The sequence below is a fragment of the Mesorhizobium zhangyense genome, from assembly GCF_011045115.1.
Taxonomy (GTDB): domain Bacteria; phylum Pseudomonadota; class Alphaproteobacteria; order Rhizobiales; family Rhizobiaceae; genus Mesorhizobium_M; species Mesorhizobium_M zhangyense.
Map to the genome: position 1 here is coordinate 62,528 of NZ_JAAKZG010000018.1, position 20,929 is coordinate 83,456.

The 20,929-nt window shown below is 60.3% G+C and carries 17 protein-coding genes; 12 read left to right on the plus strand and 5 right to left on the minus strand.

Features of this window, described 5'->3' with window-relative positions; translation table 11 throughout:
- Nucleotides 1-256: 256 nt before the first annotated feature.
- Nucleotides 257-961 (minus strand): GntR family transcriptional regulator, encoded by a 705-nt coding sequence (locus tag G6N74_RS27025; protein WP_165121086.1) that lies wholly within the window; start codon nt 959-961, stop codon nt 257-259.
- A 374-nt stretch (nt 962-1,335) separates the two neighbouring features.
- On the opposite strand from G6N74_RS27025, the gene G6N74_RS27030 reads away from it, so the two are divergent.
- The 12 genes from G6N74_RS27030 to G6N74_RS27085 all read left to right on the plus strand — a co-directional run bounded on the left by G6N74_RS27030 (nt 1,336) and on the right by G6N74_RS27085 (nt 14,918).
- Nucleotides 1,336-3,018 carry an ABC transporter substrate-binding protein gene (locus G6N74_RS27030; protein WP_165121087.1) on the plus strand — a complete coding sequence of 561 codons (1,683 nt, stop codon included), beginning with the start codon at nt 1,336-1,338 and terminating at the stop codon, nt 3,016-3,018.
- Nucleotides 3,015-4,169, plus strand: coding sequence for an acetylornithine deacetylase (gene argE, locus G6N74_RS27035; RefSeq protein ID WP_165121088.1), 1,155 nt, complete (start codon nt 3,015-3,017; stop codon nt 4,167-4,169). The genes G6N74_RS27030 and argE overlap by 4 nt, the downstream gene beginning before the upstream one ends.
- 9 nt (nt 4,170-4,178) lie before the next feature.
- Nucleotides 4,179-5,147, plus strand: a complete 969-nt coding sequence (locus G6N74_RS27040) for an ABC transporter permease (RefSeq protein WP_165121089.1) — start codon at nt 4,179-4,181, stop codon at nt 5,145-5,147.
- Nucleotides 5,147-6,085 (plus strand): ABC transporter permease, encoded by a 939-nt coding sequence (locus G6N74_RS27045; RefSeq protein ID WP_165121090.1) that lies wholly within the window; start codon nt 5,147-5,149, stop codon nt 6,083-6,085. Before G6N74_RS27040 ends, G6N74_RS27045 begins: the two co-directional genes overlap by 1 nt.
- Entirely contained in the window at nt 6,082-7,065 is a 984-nt protein-coding gene (locus G6N74_RS27050) for an ABC transporter ATP-binding protein (protein WP_165121091.1), read from the plus strand. The genes G6N74_RS27045 and G6N74_RS27050 overlap by 4 nt, the downstream gene beginning before the upstream one ends.
- Nucleotides 7,062-8,078, plus strand: coding sequence for an ABC transporter ATP-binding protein (locus tag G6N74_RS27055; RefSeq protein ID WP_165121092.1), 1,017 nt, complete (start codon nt 7,062-7,064; stop codon nt 8,076-8,078). The genes G6N74_RS27050 and G6N74_RS27055 overlap by 4 nt, the downstream gene beginning before the upstream one ends.
- 31 nt (nt 8,079-8,109) lie before the next feature.
- Entirely contained in the window at nt 8,110-9,513 is a 1,404-nt protein-coding gene (locus G6N74_RS27060; protein ID WP_376767762.1) for a M20 family metallopeptidase, read from the plus strand.
- Between the two features lie 389 nt (nt 9,514-9,902).
- A complete protein-coding gene (locus tag G6N74_RS27065) occupies nt 9,903-10,628 on the plus strand; it encodes a GntR family transcriptional regulator (protein WP_205826883.1) in 726 nt (241 codons plus the stop codon).
- A gap of 170 nt (nt 10,629-10,798) precedes the next feature.
- Nucleotides 10,799-11,938, plus strand: a complete 1,140-nt coding sequence (locus G6N74_RS27070) for an aminotransferase class V-fold PLP-dependent enzyme (RefSeq protein ID WP_165121094.1) — start codon at nt 10,799-10,801, stop codon at nt 11,936-11,938.
- Between the two features lie 88 nt (nt 11,939-12,026).
- Complete coding sequence (locus G6N74_RS27075) at nt 12,027-12,818, plus strand: ABC transporter substrate-binding protein (protein ID WP_165121095.1); 792 nt, start codon at nt 12,027-12,029, stop codon at nt 12,816-12,818.
- A 95-nt stretch (nt 12,819-12,913) separates the two neighbouring features.
- On the plus strand, nt 12,914-13,591 hold the full coding sequence (locus G6N74_RS27080; protein WP_165121096.1) for an amino acid ABC transporter permease: 678 nt from the start codon (nt 12,914-12,916) through the stop codon (nt 13,589-13,591).
- Nucleotides 13,592-13,637: 46 nt separating this feature from the next.
- Nucleotides 13,638-14,918 (plus strand): cysteine desulfurase-like protein, encoded by a 1,281-nt coding sequence (locus G6N74_RS27085; RefSeq protein WP_165121097.1) that lies wholly within the window; start codon nt 13,638-13,640, stop codon nt 14,916-14,918.
- Nucleotides 14,919-15,344: 426 nt separating this feature from the next.
- On the opposite strand, the gene G6N74_RS27090 is transcribed toward G6N74_RS27085, so the two are convergent.
- The 4 genes from G6N74_RS27090 to G6N74_RS27105 are packed head-to-tail and all read right to left on the minus strand — an operon-like array spanning nt 15,345 to nt 20,418.
- Entirely contained in the window at nt 15,345-16,895 is a 1,551-nt protein-coding gene (locus G6N74_RS27090) for an indolepyruvate oxidoreductase subunit beta family protein (RefSeq protein WP_165121098.1), read from the minus strand.
- A 1-nt stretch (nt 16,896) separates the two neighbouring features.
- Nucleotides 16,897-19,050, minus strand: coding sequence for a thiamine pyrophosphate-dependent enzyme (locus tag G6N74_RS27095; protein ID WP_165121099.1), 2,154 nt, complete (start codon nt 19,048-19,050; stop codon nt 16,897-16,899).
- Nucleotides 19,051-19,107: 57 nt separating this feature from the next.
- Nucleotides 19,108-19,590 carry a MarR family winged helix-turn-helix transcriptional regulator gene (locus tag G6N74_RS27100; protein WP_165121100.1) on the minus strand — a complete coding sequence of 161 codons (483 nt, stop codon included), beginning with the start codon at nt 19,588-19,590 and terminating at the stop codon, nt 19,108-19,110.
- 36 nt (nt 19,591-19,626) lie between these two features.
- The gene (locus G6N74_RS27105; RefSeq protein WP_165121114.1) at nt 19,627-20,418 is read right to left on the minus strand and encodes a cyclase family protein; all 792 of its coding nucleotides are present in this window, start codon (nt 20,416-20,418) and stop codon (nt 19,627-19,629) included.
- Nucleotides 20,419-20,929: the final 511 nt, after the last annotated feature.

Genomic DNA, 20,929 nt, shown 5'->3' on the forward strand with positions numbered 1-20,929 from the left:
ATGGGTGCGGCTGGCCGAGCGGTATCTGGTAGCGGAGCAGGGAAACGGCAATATTTGCGACGGGCGATATAAAAATAAGCCGGCAAAGAGGTTCCGCCAGCGCACCGGATCGATTCTAGGCGGTCCAACCCTTTGATTTTCTCTGATCACAAGTCGCGAGTAAACTGCCGTTCAAATTTCCGTCTGGTGAGTTGCGATGACGCCATGCGAAGTCGTCCACGCAGCGGACTCGGAAATCAGGCATTCAAAGTTGGCGTCATCTCACGCCGATGTTCCAATCGGCGCATATGTCCTGCAGCAGCTTCTGTGTCACCTCGATGTCCCGCACCATCAGTCTGCCGGCGCTTTGTGCTTTGCCAGCGCGAAACGCTTCGATCATGTCGTAGTGATAGGTTGAATATGAGGGGATCACGCCGTCATCCAGCTGTTGCTTGATCAGGTCCGACAAAATCCGCATGTAAGGGCCGAAGCGCAGCCATAATACCTCAATCATCTGAGGCAGGATTTCCGAGGCGGATTTCTCATAGATCGAAAAGTGGAATTCCTGATTCTTGCGGAGCATGTCGTAGACCTTGCCTGCCCTGCCAAGCGCCTCATGCTCCTTGGCAAGCCCGAGACTGCGATCGATGTCGGTTGCCGTCATCAGAGGCGTTGCCAGTTCGGTCGCAAGTCCTTCGAGGGACGAGCGCGCACGGGAAAGATCATCGAGGCGCCCACGCGATACTGCGGGCACTTGCGCCGAGCCGTTGCGAGCGATCTCCAGGCCATTCTCGGCAACCAGTCGACGAAGCGCCTCGCGAACCGGCATGTGGCTTGTTTTGAACTCAGCTGCGAGCGAAGAGATCGTCATCACTTGTGAAGGCTCGAATTTCCCCCACATCAGTGCGTGCCGTAATTGTTCATAGACGCCGTCTTGCACGGTGACGCGCGAGGACACTTTGAAAAACCCGGCCTCATTCATGAGCATATTCCCCCTTCATCCAGCCTAGCATCGCAGTGAAGAAGAGGCAGCGTCCGTACGGATTGTATGTTCCGGCAGCCGCCGAAATCCTTTCTCAGGACGCAGCCATCTGCATGCCCTCAAGAATGGACCATGGACCGAAGTGCTGGGCAGTCCGGACTGGAAAGACCGCCCCATCATATCGATGCCCATATCAATCCTCGCAGAAACACGCATTAAAAATCAGTAGCTTACACAAAAATAGCAGATGGTCATCAGAAAAGTGCTCATTTGATCAAAAGATATTGTCATGCAGATTTTTTTGCCTATGCTGCCATTAAGCCTGGACACTAGGCGGCCACAAAAATGGGAACACGAAGCTCGGAGAAGGTCTAATGACACGACAAGGCGTCACGGTTGCGTCCAACTATTCTTGGCTGAAGATACTATCTGGATATTCTCTTGGAGAACTGCAGGCTTCGGCCTCGATCACAGCGAGGCTTTTGCGCAAGCTGGCTGTTGCCGGCTTCGTTGCGACCGCCATTCCGGGTGTCTACGCAAACGCTGCGGACTTTAAATTTGCCGGCCCGCTCGATGCCTACACGCTCGATCCTCATGCAGTTTCGAATACGCTGATATTTGCCGTTCTGAGCAATGTCTATGAGCCGCTGGTTCGCCGCAACGACAAGCTTGAGCTGGAGCCGGCTCTTGCGACCTCCTGGAAGCAGCGGGACGACACGACGTGGGAATTCACCTTGCGCGAGGGTGTGAAGTTCCAGAATGGAGACGACTTCACTGCCGATGACGTGATCTTCTCGCTGACCCGCAGCAAGGCCGGTGGCATCAAGTCGAACATTGCATCGATCGTCTCGGCTGAAAAAGTCGATGATCACAAGGTCCTGCTGAAAACGTCCGCCCCCAACCCGGTCTTGCCGAACCAGATCGTCAACTGGTTCATGATGGACAAGGAGTGGGCTGAAGCCAATGGCGCCGTTCAGCCCGGCAGCGCCAACAACAACACCGAGACCTTTGCCAACCGCAACGCCAACGGCACCGGCCCTTACATCATCAAGAACCGCGACCCGGGTGTGAAGACCGTCTTCGAAACGAATACCGGCTGGTGGGACAAGAAGGTCGGCAACGTCGAAACCGCAACCTTCTTCGTCATACCCAATCCCTCGACCCGCGTTTCGGCGTTGCTGTCCGGCGAAGTCGACATGATTGATGGCGTGCCGCCGCAGGATGCACAGCGCGTCGATGATGCCGACGGCCTACATGTCGAGGCGGGTTCCGATCTACGCACCATCTATCTGCAGCCGGATGTGGCTCGCGACAATCTGATCTTCGGCAGCGAGAAGGACAAGAACCCGTTCAAGGATCTGCGTGTGCGCCAGGCAATGCAGCTTTCGATCGACACCAGCGCCATTCAAAAACGTATCATGCGCAATTTCTCGACCCCGGTCGGTCTGCCCATCGGCCGCGAGGTGACGGGTTTCGATGCGGCCATAGGCGAGCCGGTTGCAGCAGATGTCGATAAAGCCAAGGCTTTGATGGCTGAAGCCGGCTATGAAAAAGGCTTTTCGGTCACGCTCGACTGTACCAACGACCGCTTCATGAATGACGAGGCCACCTGCCTTGCGATCGCAGCCTCGCTGGGCAAGATCGGCATCAAGGTCGAGCCGCGTGCGCAGACAACGGGTCAGTGGGCAAAGCAGGTCAACCCGCCGGAATACAACACGAGCTTGGCGCTGCTGGGCTATTCACCTTTCACATATGACGCGCACATCTTCCTGACCTCGATCGTGGCGACCCGCGATCCAGCCAATGGTCTGGGCTCCTTCAACATCGGCGGTTATTCGAATCCGGAAGTCGACAAGCTGATTGCCGAAAGCGGCAAGGAAACGGATCAGGAAAAGCGTACCGCGATGATCGAGCAGGCGATGAAGATCATCAAGGAAGATGTCGGCTTCATTCCAATCCACCAGTTGAAGCAACTGTGGGGCGTGAAGGACAGCATCACTGTCGTGCAACCCGCTGATCTCGGCTACCCGCTGCGCTACTTCACGGTAAAGCAATGACCATTGCGAATGACGTCACGCGGCACCTTGCGGACCTGATTGCCTTTCCGACGATCAGCGCAGTTTCGAACCTCGATCTCCTTGACTATGTCGAGCGCGAGGCCGCTCCTTTCGGAGCCCGCTTCAAGCGATTTCCGAACGCGGAAGGCGATAAGGCGAATCTGCTGGTCACGGTCGGCCCCGAAGTCAAAGGCGGCGTCGTGTTCAGCGGTCACACCGACGTTGTCCCGACACAGGGCCAATCCTGGACAGGCGATCCCTGGACGCTGCGAAACAACAACGGCCGGCTGATCGGGCGTGGCGCCACCGACATGAAAGGCTTTCTGGCTTGTTGCCTCACTGCCTTGCCGGAGCTTTCATCAAGGCCGCTCAAGGCCCCGGTTCACCTCGCCTTCTCTTATGACGAGGAAGTCGGCTGTACCGGTGTTGGAGCAATGGCTGACTGGATAGGACAAAGCCATATGAAGCCCAGTCTCGCCGTCATCGGCGAGGCAACCAGCATGGACATGATATCCGCGCACAAGGGTGGCCTGATCGGTTGGGTTCGCATCAAGGGCAAGCCCGGCCACTCGTCGCAACCCGATCGCTACGTCAATGCGGTGATGGTCGCAGGTGATCTGATTGCCGAGATCAACAGGATTCGCGCCGAAATGCGATCCGGTCCCCAATTTGAAGGCCTCGACCCGCCCTATTCGACGATCCAGGTCAACCAGATCAAGGGTGGCCTGCACGGCAACATCGTCGCCGAGGCCTGCGATTTCTTTTGGGAAATGCGCATCATTCCAGGCGAAAGCGATCTGGACGTGCTGGCTCGAATGGAGCGATTTGCCAAAGACGTGCTTGAGCCGGCAATGAAGGCGGTCGATCCGGAAACGGGCATCGTCTTCGAGGTTCAGGCCCGCATTCCGGGCCTGAAACCCAATGGCGACGACGCGCTTGATGCGGAGTTGCTCAAGTGTCTGGGCCGCACCGCGCCTCGCTATGTATCGTATGGAACCGAAGCGGGCATTTTCCAGAATGCCGGAGTACCTTCCGTCGTGATCGGTCCCGGCGATATAGCCGATGCCCATCAGCCCGACGAATCCGTCGAGATCGCCGAGCTGGAGCGCTGCGTCGCGTTTCTTCACAGCCTCGGCAATCGCTGCTGCTGAGATAAACCAATGTTGACATACACTGCCTCCCGCATCGGGCAGACGATCATCGTTCTTTTGATCATCAGCTTCATCGCCTTCCTGCTGGTGGCAAACCTTGGCGATCCATTGTCCGCGCTTCTGAGCGCCGATGCGACGGTTGCCGAGCGCGCTGCCCTGATCAAGCAGCTCGGTCTCGAGCAGCCCATGTTGAGCCGCTTCGCAAGCTTCCTGACCAATTTCCTTCAGGGCGATCTGGGCACCTCGTACCGGACTCAGGAACCGGTCGCGAAGCTGATTGTGGAGAGACTTCCGGCAACTGTGGAATTGGCCTTCGTCAGCCTGATCTTCACGATTTTTGTCGGCATCCCGGCAGGTATCTTCTGCGGCGTCAATCCGAAGTCTCCAATTTCTCGCGGTATCATGCTGTTTTCGATCACCGGTATCACGCTGCCGAATTTCGTTGTCGGCATCGCGCTGATCGCAGTCTTTTCCGTGCAGCTGGCCATCCTGCCGTCATTCGGCCGTGGCGAGACGGTCAGTCTCGGTTTCTGGTCGACCGGCCTGCTGACGGTATCCGGATGGCAGGCGATAATCCTGCCGGCGATCACGCTCTCAACCTTCCAGATCACTTTCATCATACGCATGCTGCGCACCCAGCTGATGGAGGTCGGACAAAGCGAGCATATCCGCTTCGCCCGTGCCCGCGGCGTTCCGGAAACCACGATCTGGTTCCACTACGCGGTGAAGAATACGCTTCTGCCCGTGATCACCATGTTGGGACTGCAACTCGGTAACATCATCGCGTTTTCCGTCGTCACCGAAAATGTCTTCGCCTGGCCGGGACTCGGCTCGCTGTTCCTGCAATCGATCCAGGCCGCCGATATCCCGGTGATCGCGATCTACCTGATCTTTGTCGGCGCCGTCTTCATGATCATCAACCTTGCGGTCGAACTCAGCTATCCGCTGATCGATCCGCGCGTTCTAAGGAGGAAGTGATGAGCAATGTGACGCTTCCGTCCGCAGCCGCGCCGCGCACATTTCGCAGTTCGTTCTTCAGGGCAATGCGCAATGCACCGGGTCCGACATTCTCGGCATTGGTAATTCTTGCGCTCGCGCTTTACGCCGTGATCGTGCCGATGTTTGCGGTCAATCCGTTCGAGCTGAGCGGCATGTCGGTGCTCGACGCGTTCACGCCTCCGTTCTGGATGGCCGACGCCAACCCGGATTTCCCGCTGGGCGCGGACGATCAAGGACGCAACTTGCTGACCGCAATGGCCTACGGCCTGCGAACCTCGATCATCGTCGGCATGCTGTCGGTCTTGATCGGACTGGTCGTTGGCGGCACGCTTGGCCTCGTCGCCGGTTTCGTCGGCGGCCGGATCGATGCGCTGATCATGCGATTTGCCGACGTCCAGCTTGCTTATCCGGCCCTGCTGCTTGCCATGATCATCGATGGCGCGTCGCGTGCCGTTCTTGGCAACGAGCGCAGCGCCGGAACGGCCATTACGATCGTCGTCGTCTCGATCGGTATCGCCTTCTGGGTTCAATATGCCCGCACGATCCGTTCGTCAGTGATGATCGAGCGGGACCAGGATTATGTCTCCGCGGCCAGGATCACCGGGCGCAGCAATATAGGCATCATCTTCCTGCATATCCTACCCAACGTCATGGCGCCGGTGCTGGTGATCGCCACCATCAATCTCGGCATCGCCATCATCACCGAAGCGACCCTGAGCTTCCTCGGCATCGGCATCCCGATCACATCGCCCTCGCTCGGCACGCTCATCCGCAACGGCAACAATTTCCTGCAATCCGGTGAATGGTGGATATCGATCTGGCCATGCCTGATCCTCGTCTTCTTCGTCGTCGCGGTGAACGTTCTGGGGGATCATTTGAGGGACATCTACAATCCACGCCTGAGGCTGCGCTCATGAGCATGCCGCTTCTCGAGGTCAAGGACCTTACCGTCACGTTGAGCCGTCAGGATCGGCAGATCATGGCGCTCGACAATGTATCGTTTTCGATCAAGCCTGGTGAAGTGCTCGGCATCGTCGGTGAATCCGGAGCTGGAAAGTCGATCACCGGTGCTGCGATTATCAATCTTCTGGTGCCGCCGCTGCGGCGCACCAGCGGCATCATTACGCTCGCGGGAGAGCGGCTGGACACTCTCAGCCCCCGTGCCCTGCGTTCCGTACGCGGCGGTCGTATCGGCTTCGTCTTCCAGGACCCGATGACATCACTCAACCCGGTGATCACCATCGGCAGGCAATTGATCGATACGATCCGCACGCATTTGCGCCTTGGCCGGGATCAGGCCAGGCGCAAGGCCATCGACTGGCTCGACCGTGTCGGTCTTCCCAACCCGGACCTGACCCTTGATCGCTATCCGCATCAGCTTTCGGGCGGCATGCGTCAGCGCGTCGTGATCGCGCTCGCACTCTGCGCGGATCCGGTTCTGCTGATCGCCGATGAGCCGACCACCGCACTCGACGTATCGGTTCAGGCGCATATCCTGCAACTGCTGCGTGATCTGCACCGGGAAAGCGGAACCAGCATGCTCTTGATCACGCACGATCTTGGCGTCATTGCGAAGATGGCCGACACGGTGGCTGTCTTTTACGCGGGCCGTGTCGCAGAGATCAGCCCGGTCAAGGAGCTCTTCACCAGACCGCGCCATCCCTACACTGAAGGCTTGATCCGCGCGACGCCGGCGCTCACAGCCGCCGGCGAAATCCAGCTCAATCCCATCGCGGGCGCCATGCCGGGTCTCGGTGCGCTTCCAAATGGCTGCGGCTTCAATCCGCGCTGCCCGAAAGCGCAAGATGACTGCCGCACGATCGTCCCACCTTTGACGCAACAGGATTTGTCGGCATTTGCGTGCTTTCATCCCTTGGAAAGGAGCCTTGTTCAATGAAGAAGGCCCCGGACATCCTCGTTCTCGACGAGGTCAGCAAGGTTTATCACGGCCAGCAGGGTATGCTGGAAAGACTGAGAGGCGGGCCTTCGTCCGACACCCGCGCCGTTTCCAATGTCAGCCTTGTCATTCGCCATGGCGAGACCGTCGGTCTGGTCGGTGAAAGCGGATGCGGGAAGTCGACGCTGGCCAGACTGGTTTCAGGGTTGATCAAGCCGACCAGCGGCAGCATCAACTTTCGCTCCGTTGCGCTGCCTGGCCATCCGCCCCGCTTGCAGATGATCTTCCAGGACCCATTCAGCTCGCTCAATGGGCGCTGGAAAATCGCCGATGCAATCGCTGAACCGATCGTCGTTCACAAACTGCGCAAAGGCCGTGCGGCGATCCGCGCCCGCGTCGATGAACTGCTCAACCTCGTCGGTCTCTCAAGCGCCGATGGCGAAAAATATCCGCAGGAGTTTTCCGGCGGCCAGCGCCAGCGCATCTGCATCGCAAGAGCGCTCGCGGGCGAGCCTGAGTTCCTGATACTCGACGAGCCCACCAGCGCGCTCGACGTTTCGGTTCAGGCGCAGATCCTCAATCTACTGCGCGATCTGCAAAAGAACCTCAATCTGACCAGCCTGTTCATCACGCATAATCTGCCGGTGGTGCGGATCATGGCCGATCGTATCGGCGTGATGTATCTCGGCGAACTGGTCGAAGAGGCTGCTTGCGAGGAACTCTTCGTCAACCCACGCCATCCCTATACGCGCATGCTGATCGATGCTGCGCCAAACATGGACGTGGACGACAGATCGTTGCACCCGATCATGGGCGAGCTGCCAAGCCCGGCATCACCGCCTCAAGGTTGCCGTTTCAGCAGCCGCTGCCCGTTCGTCAAAAATCTTTGCCGGGCCGAAGCGCCACCGAAACGACGTACCGAAAAGGGCGGGATGTTTCGCTGCCATTTCGAACCGGATCTGACCCAGATGCCATCTATCGCTGATAAGAAAGGGGCGGCACAGCACGCATGACAGCCTTTAACTTCAAAGCATATCGGTATGAATGATGGATGCATCCGCAGTCCGCGCGCGTAACGCCGTGATAAACCGGGCCGTCGGCTATCTCGACGACGGTTCTTTCAAGGCGATACTTGCCAGCCGCGTGGCCATTCCCTCGGCCAGCCGTCTGCCTGAGCACAAGGCTGATCTTGGCCGCTATATCACCGAGAATTTGCAGCCGCATTTCGAGCGGATGGGCTTTGTCACCCGAATTTTCGAGAACGACCTGGCGCCGGGACCATTTCTCCTGGCCGAACGGATTGAGGGCGCCGGGTTGACGACCGTGCTCCAGTACGGCCATGGCGATGTGGTTGCCGGCCTGGAAGATCAATGGGCCGAAGGTCTTCTGCCTTTCGCGATGACGGAGAGGAACGGCAACTGGTACGGCCGTGGGACGGCCGACAACAAGGGCCAGCACTCCATCAACATGGCCGCGATCGAAGCCGCAATTACCGAGCGCGGCTCGCTCGGTTTCAATCTCAAATATCTGATCGAGATGGGAGAAGAGTCTGGCTCACTCGGGCTTGAGATGTTTTGCGCAACGCATAAGCGTGAGCTCGCGGCCGACGTCTTCATCGCCTCCGACGGGCCAAGACTGGCGCTCGACAGACCGACAATCTTTCTCGGCGCACGCGGGGGCATTTCGTTCAATCTGGAAATCCAGGCGCGCGAAAGCTTCCAGCATTCCGGAAACTGGGGCGGTTTGCTGTCCAATCCGGGTATCGAGCTTTGCCACGCCATCGCGGCGCTCGTTGGCCGCATGGGTGAGATAAGAGTGCCGGAAATGACGCCGGGCACCATCCCCGCCAATGTCCGGACGGCCCTCAAGGACATAAAGATCACACCCACACAGGGCGACCCGCAGATCGACGAGTGGTGGGGCGAACCCGGCCTGACCTCCGAAGAAAAGGTATTCGCCTGGAGCTCATTCGAAGTCATGGAGATGGAGTGCGGCAACCTGGCCCAGCCGCTCTACGCGATTCCGCCGCGCTCGCGCGCTCGCGTCCAGCTGCGCTTTCCGGTCGGTGTCGATGTCAAGACTATCGTGCCAGCCGTGAGGAATGCCCTGAAAGAGGCCGGCTTTGATCGCGTCGTGGTCAACGATCCGACCGACGCGATTTTTTTAGCAAGCCGGCTTGATCCCGATCATCCGTGGGTTCGCCGTGTTGCCGCCTCAATCGAAACGACGCTCGGACAAAAACCGGCGATCCTTCCCAATCTGGGCGGATCGCTACCGAACAACATCTTCTCCGATCTTCTCGGCCTGCCGACGATCTGGATCCCGCATTCCTATCCGGGCTGCCTGCAGCACGCCGCCAACGAGCATCTGCCTGTCGCGATCGTGCGCGAAGGACTTGTCATGATGGCGGGCCTTTACTTCGATCTTGGAGAGGAGGGGCGTTCGTGAGGAGGCAATTTCCTCTGTCGACTGCGCCATGACGGGCGGAGTATCCTGGCGACTTGCTTTAATGACGTATCGCCCGCTGAGCTGGCAACGCATCGGCCTGAAATCAATTGGCAAGGCAGAACCCCTCCGCACGCTCGGACAGCGGTTAAAGTGACATCGGCAAAGCCATTCCTACGCAACGCCAAAACCATTGCCCAACCGCCCCCGTTGTGGGAGAAGGTGTCGTCGCAGGCGAGGGTGCTGAAGCGCCTCCATCGACAAAAACAACCGCTCAAACAATGGCTTGGCGATTGTTCCGATTTGTGATCAGGTGATCACGCCGTCTCGGTTGGCGGAGCAATATGCTTCGATTTCTCATATTCGGAGCGGCGAGGGAAGCGAGGCCGATTTTGAGTTTGGGATTTGAACCGGTTTCAGGCCGCACCACCGTCCAGGACGGCGTTTATCAGCAGCTTCGCCACGCCTTGATGATAGGCAGTTTCGATCCCGCGCAGACGCTCACCATCGCGTCGCTGGCCGAGGCCTTCGGAACCTCGAACATGCCGGTGCGCGAGGCTCTGCGCCGGCTTGCCGCCGAAAACGCGCTGGAGATTTCGCAGAATGGGTCAGCCTGCGTGCCTAAAGTCACCCGCGCGCGGCTCGACGATCTGTGTCGGGCTCGTGTCGCCGTCGAAGGGCTGGCAGCGGAACTCGGCGCGCCGCGGCTGAGTGCCACTGACATTGCCGCCCTGCAGCAGATCACTGCCGAGCAGCAGGCGATCGGGCGCAACGACAGTATCTATGAGCTGATTTCCAAGAACCAGCAGTTCCATTTCATCATTTACCGCGCCTCCGGCTCCGAGGTGCTGTTCCAGTTGATCGAGACGCTGTGGCTGCGTTTCGGACCCTATATGCGCCTGCTTTCCAACCATGTCGCACCTTCCATGCGTGCCGGCACGATGGAGCCGTCGGGGCGGCACACCGTCATCATCGCGGCGCTGAAGGATCGCGATTTCGCACGCGCACGCGACGAAGTGGTTGCCGACATAAAGACCACGCAGGAGACGCTGCGCACGCTCTGCCCGGATGTTCCCGAGGCCAGGCAGGTCAATTTTGCCACATTCGGCAAGAGCTGACACGCCCTCGCAGGCAAACGGCGAGCTCTAAGCGCAAAGGCTTTTCCAGGCCATTCCGAAGGTTGCGCTATGGCAACCGCTTTCCTGCAAAACTCCTGCCTATTCTTACCCATCCCAGTTGATCCCTGCGGAGTTTTGTGATCACATGATCACAAAACCGGGAACATGGAATGTCAGGTTATTTTCTCTATCATTCGATCGGAACATTTCCGGGCAAGGCCAAGCGCATGGCTTCGGCACTGTCCGAATTTTCCGCGATATGGTCGGCTGAAGACGATGGCCAGTGGCCGGCGGCACTCGCTGCGCGTCAACGCTTCATCGACGCCTGGAGCCGGTTGATCGACGCGCCGAAGAATTCTCTTACCGCAGCCGAAAATGTGACGGCGGCGCTTTACAGCCTGATCGGCGGCTTGCCGCGCGAGCGGCTGGCCGGAAAGCGCCTGCTGGTGGCCGGCGATTGCTTTCCGAGCTTGCATTTCCTGCTTGCCGGTCTCGCTGACCGCTTCGGCTACACCCTCGACACCGTGCCGCTTCGCCCCGGCGAAAGCTGGGTCCGCGACGAGGATTTCCTGGCCCACTGGCAGGACGATGTAGGCCTCGCATTGCTGACCTTCGTCACCTCCACCGCTTCGCATCGCTGCGATGTGGCGCGGCTTGCCGCCCATGGCCGAAAGATGGGCTCGCTGGTCGGAGTCGATATCACCCAAGGCGTCGGGGTGGCGCCCTTTTCCGTTTCCGCAACACCCGTTGATTTTGTCGTCTCGAGTTCTCTGAAATGGCTGTGCGGTGCATCGGGTGCCGGCATTCTGCAAGTCGCGCCCGACCTACTGAAAGCTTGCCAGCCGGAACTGCGCGGCTGGTTCAGCCAGGAAAATCCGTTTTCGTGGGGCCTCGACCGCTTCGCCTTTGCTTCCGATGCGCGCCGTTTTGATCATGGCACGCCGGCCATTCTGGCCAGCGTCGCTTCCCAGCCTGGACTCGACTGGGTCATGCAAACCGGCATCGACACCGTTGCCGCCCGTAATGTCGCCATGAGCGAGAAAATCATCGGCCACGCGCTGGAAAACGGGTGGGCTGTCCGCTCGCCGCTCGACGCCACGCAACGCGGTGGCAGCGTCATGCTAATCTTGCCGGCCGGCATTGACCCTGTCGCGGTGGTGGCGAGGCTGCGCGCCGAGCAACTCTACTGCGACGCGCGCGGTTCCACGCTCAGGCTGTCGCCGGGTCCGGTCACCGACGACGCGTCCATCGATGCGCTGATCGCCAAGCTGCAAAACCTTATCGGCCGGGAGGAGCGCCGCGCTTCGTGACGGCAGGTATCGCCTCGCCTTCAGCCGTGGGAGCGAGGGGATGAAGACAAAAAGGCCCGCAACGAAAACTGAACCAAAGGGAGAGAGCATGTTGAAACGTCTGGGACTGATTAGCATCATGATCGCCGCAAGTGTCGGCTTCGCCGCGCCTGCCTTTGCCGACAAGATCGTGGTGGGGGCCTATCCGGCGAACCCGCCATGGGAATACAAGACCGATTCCGGCAGTTTCGAGGGCTTCGAAATCGATGTTGCCGCCGATGTCGCCAAGCGCATCGGCGCGGATGTCGAGTTCCAGGATCTCGGCTTCCAGGCGTTGTTTGCGGCGACCGCTTCGGGCCGCATCGACTTCGCCGTATCGTCGATCTCGATCACCAATGAACGCCTGCAGAACCAGGCCTTCACGCAACCCTATTACGACAGCGACGGCACCATCGTCGGCAAGGCCGACTCCACGCTCACCTCGCTCGACGACCTCAAGGGCAAGACCATTGGCGTGATCGCCGGCTCGACCGGCGACGCCTACATGAAGGAAAATGCTGAAAAGCTCGGCGTTGCCGAAGTGAAGAGCTACAACGCCCAGCAGGATCTGTTGCTCGAAGTCCAGAACGGCCGCATCGATGGCGGCGCCGGCGAGCTGGCCGGCTTCCAGTTCGCCATCCAGAAGATGCCGGCGCTGAAAGTCCTCGTCCGCATTCCGACCGGCGAACGCTTCGCCATGATGACGAAAAAGGGCCATCCGATGCTGGAAAAGGTCAACAGCGCCATCACCGAGATGAAGACGGACGGTACGCTTGCCGTAATCCACAAGAAGTGGTTCGGCGTCAATCCGGAAGCCGGGACGTCGACGGTCAAGCCGAGTGAAATCCCGCAAGCTCAATAAACACAAGCGGTGCCGGGCCCGTCCATCGCGGTCCGGCACCTCGCCTCCACACCTTCCCATAGTGGCCACAGACCGGCTCCAACAAGGCCTCGCCCATGGAACTGATCGATACGTTCTTCAACTGGCAAGTGCTTGTGCGGTCGTTTCCGATCCTGCTGCGCGGGCTTGGCAACACCATCATGCTCGGCTGTGCGGCCATTGCCTTCGGCATGTTGGCCGGACTGGCGATCTGCCTGATGCGCCTCTACGCGCCGAAGCCGCTTCGGCGTCTCGCCACCGCCTATATCGACATTTTCCGCGCGCTGCCGATTCTGGTCGTGCTGATCCTGATCTATTATGCGCTACCATTCGTCGGCATCAGATTGTCGTCTTTCACTTCGGCGGCGCTGGCGCTGTCCATGGTACTCGCCGCGTTTACGGCCGAAGTCTGTCGCGCCGGCATCGAGAATATCCCGAAAGGCCAGTTCGAGGCGGCGGAGGCCCTCGGCCTGCCGTTCTGGACCGCACTGCGCAAGGTGATCCTGCCGCAGGCGATCCGCGTCGTCATTCCGCCGCTGACCAGCAATTGCGTGTCGGTGTTCAAGGACACCGCGCTGGCCTCCGTCGTGGCCATGCCGGATTTGCTGAAACAGGCGACCGACGCGCAGGCCCTGATGGCCAATCCGACGCCGCTGATCGGCGCTGCCATCATCTACCTTGCCATCCTTTGGCCGCTGGTGCGGCTGGTCGCTTACCTCGAAGAGCGCAGCAAGAGACAACTCGGCGCGCACTGACGCGCCATAAAACCCACACGAACTAGATGAAACGAAGGAGACGACCGTGAACCAGCATCTGACCCCGAAGGTGGAAGGCGCCGCCGAAAAATTTCCGGTCGAAACCATCCGCGCGATGTTCCCGGCGCTGCAGCAGGCCGGCGACTTCATCTTCCTGGATAATGCCGCTGGCGCGCAGATCCCGCAAAGCGTGCTCGACGCCGTCACCAACCATCTGGTCAGCCACAATGTCCAGCGCGGCGGCCGCTATGGCCGTAGCATCGCCGTCGACAAGACCGTCGCCGACGCGCGTGAAAGCGTGGCACTGCTGGTCAACGCCTACGATCCGGCCGAGATCTGCTTCGGCATGAACGCCACGTCCTTCATCCGCCTGGTCAGCCTCGGCGTCGGCCAGATGCTCTCGGAACGCAACGAGATCATCATCACCGACATGGACCACGACGCCAACATCGCCACCTGGCTGGCGCTGGAACCCCTCGGCGCCACCTTCAAATGGTGGCGCATGCGCGAGGACGGCAATCTGCACACCGACGATCTGAAGCCGTTGGTGTCGGAGAACACGCGCCTCGTCGCCTGCACGGTGACGGCGCATTCGATCGGCTCCATCGTCGATGTCGCCTCGGTGGCGAAGATTGCCCATGCAGTAGGCGCCGAGGTGTTCCTCGACTGCGTGCATTACGGCCCACACAGCCTGATCGACGTGCAGGCCTGGGATTGCGACTATCTTGTCTGCTCCGGCTACAAGAATTTTTCGCCGCATATGGGCTTCCTGTGGGGCCGTTTCGAGACACTGAAGCGGCTGCCCACCTTCAAGGAAGATTTCATCCCCAACGAGCCGCCGCACAAGGTTGAGGCAGGCACCTTCATTTACGAGAACGTCGCCGGCATGGACGCCGCGGTGCAGTATCTGGAACTCGTCGGCCGCAATCTGGCGCCTGCCAACAACCGCTCGCGCCGCGAAAACATCGTCTCCGGAATGGCGGCGATCCGCGTCTATGAACTCGACCTGGCTCGCGCCATGCTGAAGGAGTTGAAGGATTGCGGCGCCATCATCTACGGTGTTTCAGACGAAGCCCGCATCAACGAGCGCGTGCCGACCTTCTGCTTCAACATTCCCAACCTGTCGCCGCAGATGGTCGTCGAGCAGATGTCGGAACGCCAGATCGGCATCCGCGACGGCCACATGTATGCGCCGCGCCTGATGAAGCGCCTGAACCTGTCCATGGACAGCGGCGCCATCCGCGCTTCGCTGGTGCATTACAACACGCTGGACGAGGTGCGGCGCTTCGGCGAAGTTTTGCGCGAGATCATCGCCGCCGAGGGATGATCGAAACGACCTAGGGCAGCGAGAAGCCTCCCGCGCTATTCAGCGGGGAGGGGATGTCACAATAATGCGAAATACGGCTCTCTACTCGTTGAGGCTAAAATCGTGATCGTGATCGGGTTCTCGCTGGCCTCAAGGATAAACTGACCTCAGCCGGCGCCATCGAGGAAGCCGTCCGTGCCATAGCCGGCATCATGGCTGCTACCACGGACGGCATGCATCGGCCTTCGATGAAGGCGTGCATGGAGCCCAACGTCGACCGTTGAGGCCGGCTCTGCCTTCTCGTGCAGGCGGATACTTCGACCGGCGCGTGGCGCGCCTTTAGCCAAGTCTCTGACGTGGGACGGTCAACAAGCCTGCCAGAGCGAGATGATTTCTTGTTGAATCGCTATCTCGCTCTAGCATATTGATTTTGAGCTATGATCTTGTCTAGCGCAACGACGCGACCGTTTTCAACGCGCCATCAAGCATTGTGCCTTTCTCGTCCTTGAGCGCTGCTTCGCGCAGACGCCTGATCCAGTCGGAGGCATCGTCGCGTCCCTTCACCAGATCAAGCCCGGAAAGCACGCGGTCGAATTTCGACTGGGCGCGAACATGCGTATCACTGTAGCCCTTGATCAGGCGGCGACAGTTGAGGATTTCGACGGCAAGCGCATAGTCGGCGGAAACATGATCGAGCGCCAGCCTGTACCAGCGCTCCAGATGCTCCATCTCGACCTTGTGGCGCAGCAGGCCGCGGCGCCAGCGGCGCAGGCCGCCGATGAACCAGAGCGCGGCAAAGCCCGTAAAACTGTCGGTGCGGATGCGCCGGCCACGATTGATGCGGCGATCGAGGAAACCCGCAAGCTTCGGCCGGCTTTCTATGTAGTGGCCGAGCCTGGCCGGCATGGTGCCGCAGAATTCCTCGATGCGTGGATGAAAATATTCGGTCACCTGCAGGATGGTGCCGTTCTTGACCTCGACCTCGCGGCGCACGCGGGCATCGCGCGTCGAGCGCGTCTTCAGATCGGAGACGCGGATCATGTCATCATAGCACATGGCGTTGGCGAGGTGCTTCGCCCCCGCGACCGCCAGCGCGTATTCGTGCGCGGCGCTGTCCAGGGCCACTGCCTTGTCGAGCCGGTCGAGATATTCGCGGCCATAGGCGATATCCTGATAGTCGACCACCTTTTGCAGGCCGCGCCCGGCCATGTCGCGGACGGTTTCGGGATAGACTTCGACGCGTGCGCGCAAAGCCTGCCAGTCCCTCATCAGACGGTCGGGACCTCTGACGCTGCGCGAAACCGGTGTCGCGCCGCTGGGCTCGGCCTTCGCACCAACGTCTCTCGCATGGCCTCGCGCGCCCTCATAGCCGCCGGCGAATGCCGCGAGGCTGGCCTTCACGCCGCGGCCAGAAGTGCTGATCGTTTCCTCGTAGCTTTCGCGTGGAAAAGGCAGCGCACCCGAGCCGGCCAGCGCGCCGAACAGGCTGGCCGAGATCATCGAGCCGGCATCGGCGGCCACTTTCTCCATGTCGAAGGCGATGAAGCGTTTCGACGCGTTCCCTGCGGTCGCCCGCACTTTTTCCGACGAGGCGCGGCCGTCGCCCGGTTCGATCTTTTCCGACACCGCCGCGATGCGATGCGAGGAAGCAATCAGCGTCGTGCGGTCCGGCGTGACGAAGCCACGCATGATGGCGCGGCCGGCCTCCATGAGTTCGGCAGCAATCAATATGTCGACGTCGCCCTGCGCCGGGGACAGTGCAAAGACCGGCCGGCGGCCCGCATCGTGGCACATTTCGACATAGTAGATCGTGGCGCCGGTGCGCTGGGCGACGCCGGCGACCGAGGTCGATTGGGCGAGATAGCCATTGCGCTCGGCAACGTCGGTGATCCAGTCGGCCAGCACACCGCCGCCCTGTCCGCCGACGGCGAGCACGGCAAGTTTTATGATGCTGTCGTCTTGCGGAACTGCCGCCTTCGTCGAGGAAAGAGCCACCATATCAAATGTCCGCAAATGTCAGGCGCCGGCTTTCGCGACGGTTCTGCATAAAGCCGATAAGCCTGCGCCGCATCGTCTCCATGAACCGGTCCCATCGGCCAGGATTGTGGACGACATCGGCGCGGTAGAAGGACGGGCACAGCACAGCCGCATCCGCCACCTCGCCGCAATTGCCGCAGCCAACGCAACTCTGGTCGATATGGGCGACGGGATCGTCGCGCAGCGGGTCGTCCAGCGACTTCACCGACAGCGAAGGGCAGCCTGAAAGCCGCATGCAGGCATGATCGCCAGTGCAGATGTCCTCGTCGACGCCGAATTTCGGCTTCACGATGCGCTCGCCGTCCTTGATCGCCTTGGCGACCAGCGGCTTTTCGCGGCGTTGCCGGTTGAGCATGCATTCCGACGAGGCGACGATGACCTTCGGCCCGGTCTCCTCCGTCGTCAGCGCCTCGCGCAGCGTATCGCGCATCTTGTTGACGTCGTAGGTGCGCTCGATATGGCGTACCCATTTCACGCCCATGCCTTTCACCGCTTCGGTGATCGGATGCTTCGTCGATTTCGACCGGTTACTGGCGCGCGATGACAGAATGTCCTGTCCCCCGGTGGCAGCCGAATAGAAATTGTCGACGATGACGATGACGCCGTCATTCTTGTTGAACACGGCGTTGCCGATCGAGGAGGTCAGGCCGTTGTGCCAGAAGCCGCCATCGCCGACGAAGGAGATCGAGCGCCGCTTGGCGTCGGGCGAATTGAAGGCCGAGGCCGAAGCCGGCCCGAGGCCGTAGCCCATCGTCGTCGCGCCAAGCTCGAAGGGCGGCATGATCGAGAACAGATGGCAGCCGATGTCGGAGGCGATGTGGTGCTGCCCCAGCTCCTGCTCTACAAGCTTGGTCGCCGCAAAAATCGGCCGCTCCGGGCAACCGGTACAGAAGCCGGGGGGACGGCCGGGAACGATTGCCGCAAGGTCTGAAATCTCGTCGGCGTTGTCGATCTTGTTCGGCGCACGGATCTGCACCGGCAGGATGTGTGGGGCGCCGTCACGCAGGAAGGCGCTGATGCCGTCGAACATCACCTGGCCGGTATACTCACCGGCCATCGGCAGGAATTCCTTGCCGACGATCCTGGTGCCGCGCCCGGCCTTGTGGAGCATATTGCCAAAGGCCTGCTCGATATAATTGGGCTGGCCTTCCTCGATGACAAGAACGCTATCCTTGCCCTCGCAGAAGCGCAGGAATTCGTCGTCGACCAGCGGGTAGACGGCGTTCAGAACATAGAGCGGCACTTCCGTCTCGCCGTAATTGTCGGCAAGTCCCATGCGCTGCAGCGCGCGGATGACGGCATTGTACATGCCACCCTGCAAGACGATGCCGACCTTCGCCTCGTCCGGCCCAAAGAACTCGTTAATCTTGCGCGACCGGATAAAATCGACGGCAGCCGGCCAACGTTTCGCGATCTTTTCCTTCTCGTGGTTGAAGGACGCCGGCGGCAGCACGATGCGGTTTGTGTCGCGGCGCGGCGCGTCCAGCGCCTCGGCCACCGTCATGGCCGGGCGCTTGTTGTCCTTGGTGACGAACTGGCCGTGGACATGGCATGAGCGAATGCGCACCAGAAGCATGACCGGCGTGTTCGACACTTCCGACAGTTCGAAGCCGTCCTCCACCGCCTTGACGATCGAGGGCAGATTGGGGCGCGGATCGAGCAGCCAGACCTGGCTCTTCATTGCAAAGGCATGGCTGCGCTCCTGCATGATGGAGGAGCCTTCGCCGTAATCCTCGCCGACGATGATCAGCGCGCCGCCGGTCACGCCACCCGAGGCGAGGTTGGCCAGCGCATCTGACGCGACATTGGTGCCGACCGTGGATTTGAAGGTCGCAGCACCCCGGATCGGATAATGCACGGAGGCCGCCAGCATGGCGGTCGCGGTCGCTTCCGAAGCACTCGCCTCGAAATGCACGCCAAGCTCGCCAAGGATTTCCTGCGCATCGGCCAGCACGTCCATCAGATGGCTGATCGGCGCGCCCTGATAGCCGCCGACATAGCCGACGCCGCACTGCAGCAGCGCCTTGGTGATGGCGAGGATGCCTTCGCCGGAAAACTCTTCTCCGGCGCCGAGGCGCAGTTTTTCGACTTCCTTGACAAAGGACCGTTCAGCCATCGGAAGCCTCCTTCACTTGAAATGCGCCCGCAATCACGGACGCATGGGTTGGTCAGGTCAGATGTCGTGCAGGCGGATGTTGCCCAGCATCTTCTGAAGCGTGGCGATCAGAGCCGCGTATTCGGCATCGTCGATGCCGTCGAACATTGCTTCGAAAGCGTCGTGCATCGCCGGCCAAGCGCGGTTGAACTCGGCGCGGCCATCATCGGTCAGGAACACTTTTCGCACACGGCTGTCATTTTCGGGCGCTTCGCGCCGCACCAGCCCCTGCGCCTCCAGCGCGTCGAGCGTCCGGCTCATCGTCGACTGCTCGATCACAGTGTAAACCGCGAGGTCGTTGACGGTAACGCCGTCGGTGACCGACAGCACAGCCAGTGCCCGCACCTGCGCCACCGTCAACTGCTGCTTGCGCAAATCGTCGCGCAAGGTGGCGTTGTAGCGGCCCATGATGCGGTTCATCAGATAGGGCGCGAATTGCTGCAGGCCGATCTGGCCCAGTGTCGATATGCGCGGTTTCTTTTCCGCAGCTTTCTGGTCCATCAGCCGATCTCCGCCTGCCATGCAGCGGCCCCTCGCTCAGGCCTTGGGGACAAGGGCGAGAACGCGCGTCGGGCTGCCGGTGCCGCTCTTGATCTTCAGGGGAGCGGCGATCAGGATCGCGCCCTTGGGCGGCAGGCGGTCGAGATTGCACAGGCTGGCGAGGCCGTAGCGATTGGCCTTGTGCATCAGGCTGTGCGCCGGGAATGGCGGTTCCATCCCACCGGCCTGGCCTGCATCCGTGCCGATCGTCTCGCTGCCCCAGCCGATCGCGCCGGTCGAGATGATGTATTCGATCGCTTCGGCTGTCGGTCCGGGCGTGTGCGGGCCGGTCTCGTTGGCGTTGAGAAAATCGGCTTCGGAGCCGTTGCGCTTGTACCAGTCGGTGCGCATTACAACCCATTCGCCGGGGCGGATCGCGCCGTGCTTGGCCTCCCAGGCTTTCACGAGTTCGGCCGTCAGCAGGAAGTCGTGGTTTTCGGCCACTTCCTTCGAACAGTCGATGACATTGACGGGTGCGACGAAATTTTTGGCGGGAATGGTGTCGGTCGCACCGTCGGCAAAATCCTTGCCGGTGATCCAGTGCTTGGGCGCATCGAAATGCGTGCCCGAATGTTCGCCGACCTTCAGCCAGTTCCAGGCCCACCAGGGGCCGTTCTTGTCATAGGCGGAGATTTCGTGGATTTCGATCTTAGGCGTGTCGACCGCCAGTTCGGGCGGTAGCTTCAACAAAGGCGTTTCGGGGCCGAGCACTGCGGCCAGGTCCACCACCTCGACATTGCCTGAAAGAAGCAGCTCGGCCAACTCGCCGAGAACGGCACTCGTACCCATCGTCATTCTCCCATTTCCTGTTCCATCCATATGGCTCGTTTCGGCCATTAATATTGTATTAGACGAAAACATATGCAAATGCAATTATCTTAGGCCTAAAGAAAATGTTTAATGGGAGCTTGCGCAAGGCGGCGCGCGAGTTTGATGCGATCATTATCGGAACGGGCCACACGCTCTGCATGCCCCACCAATCTTGCTTCGAAAAGCTAGAACACAGCCCGATCTGAGTGAAAAGATCTGCCCGGCGGCGCAGTGAAGACACTGGAGTTCACCGAGCCGCTTTCCGTCATGATCTTGGCGCGATGGAGTTGAGCTTGTTTGTCGGTTCCGGATTCTCCAAGAAATATGCAAATGAATTAACGTTGGGATTGTTGTTTCCGGGGCATAAGGGGCAGCCGAGGTTCGGTGTGCTCGCATCGCGCCCGGGAGTCCTTGCGCTGCCTCGGCGGACGGTAATCGTGCAAAAAGGTTCAGCCCGACGTTTCCCTACAAGGAAGTCCGGGGGTTCTGT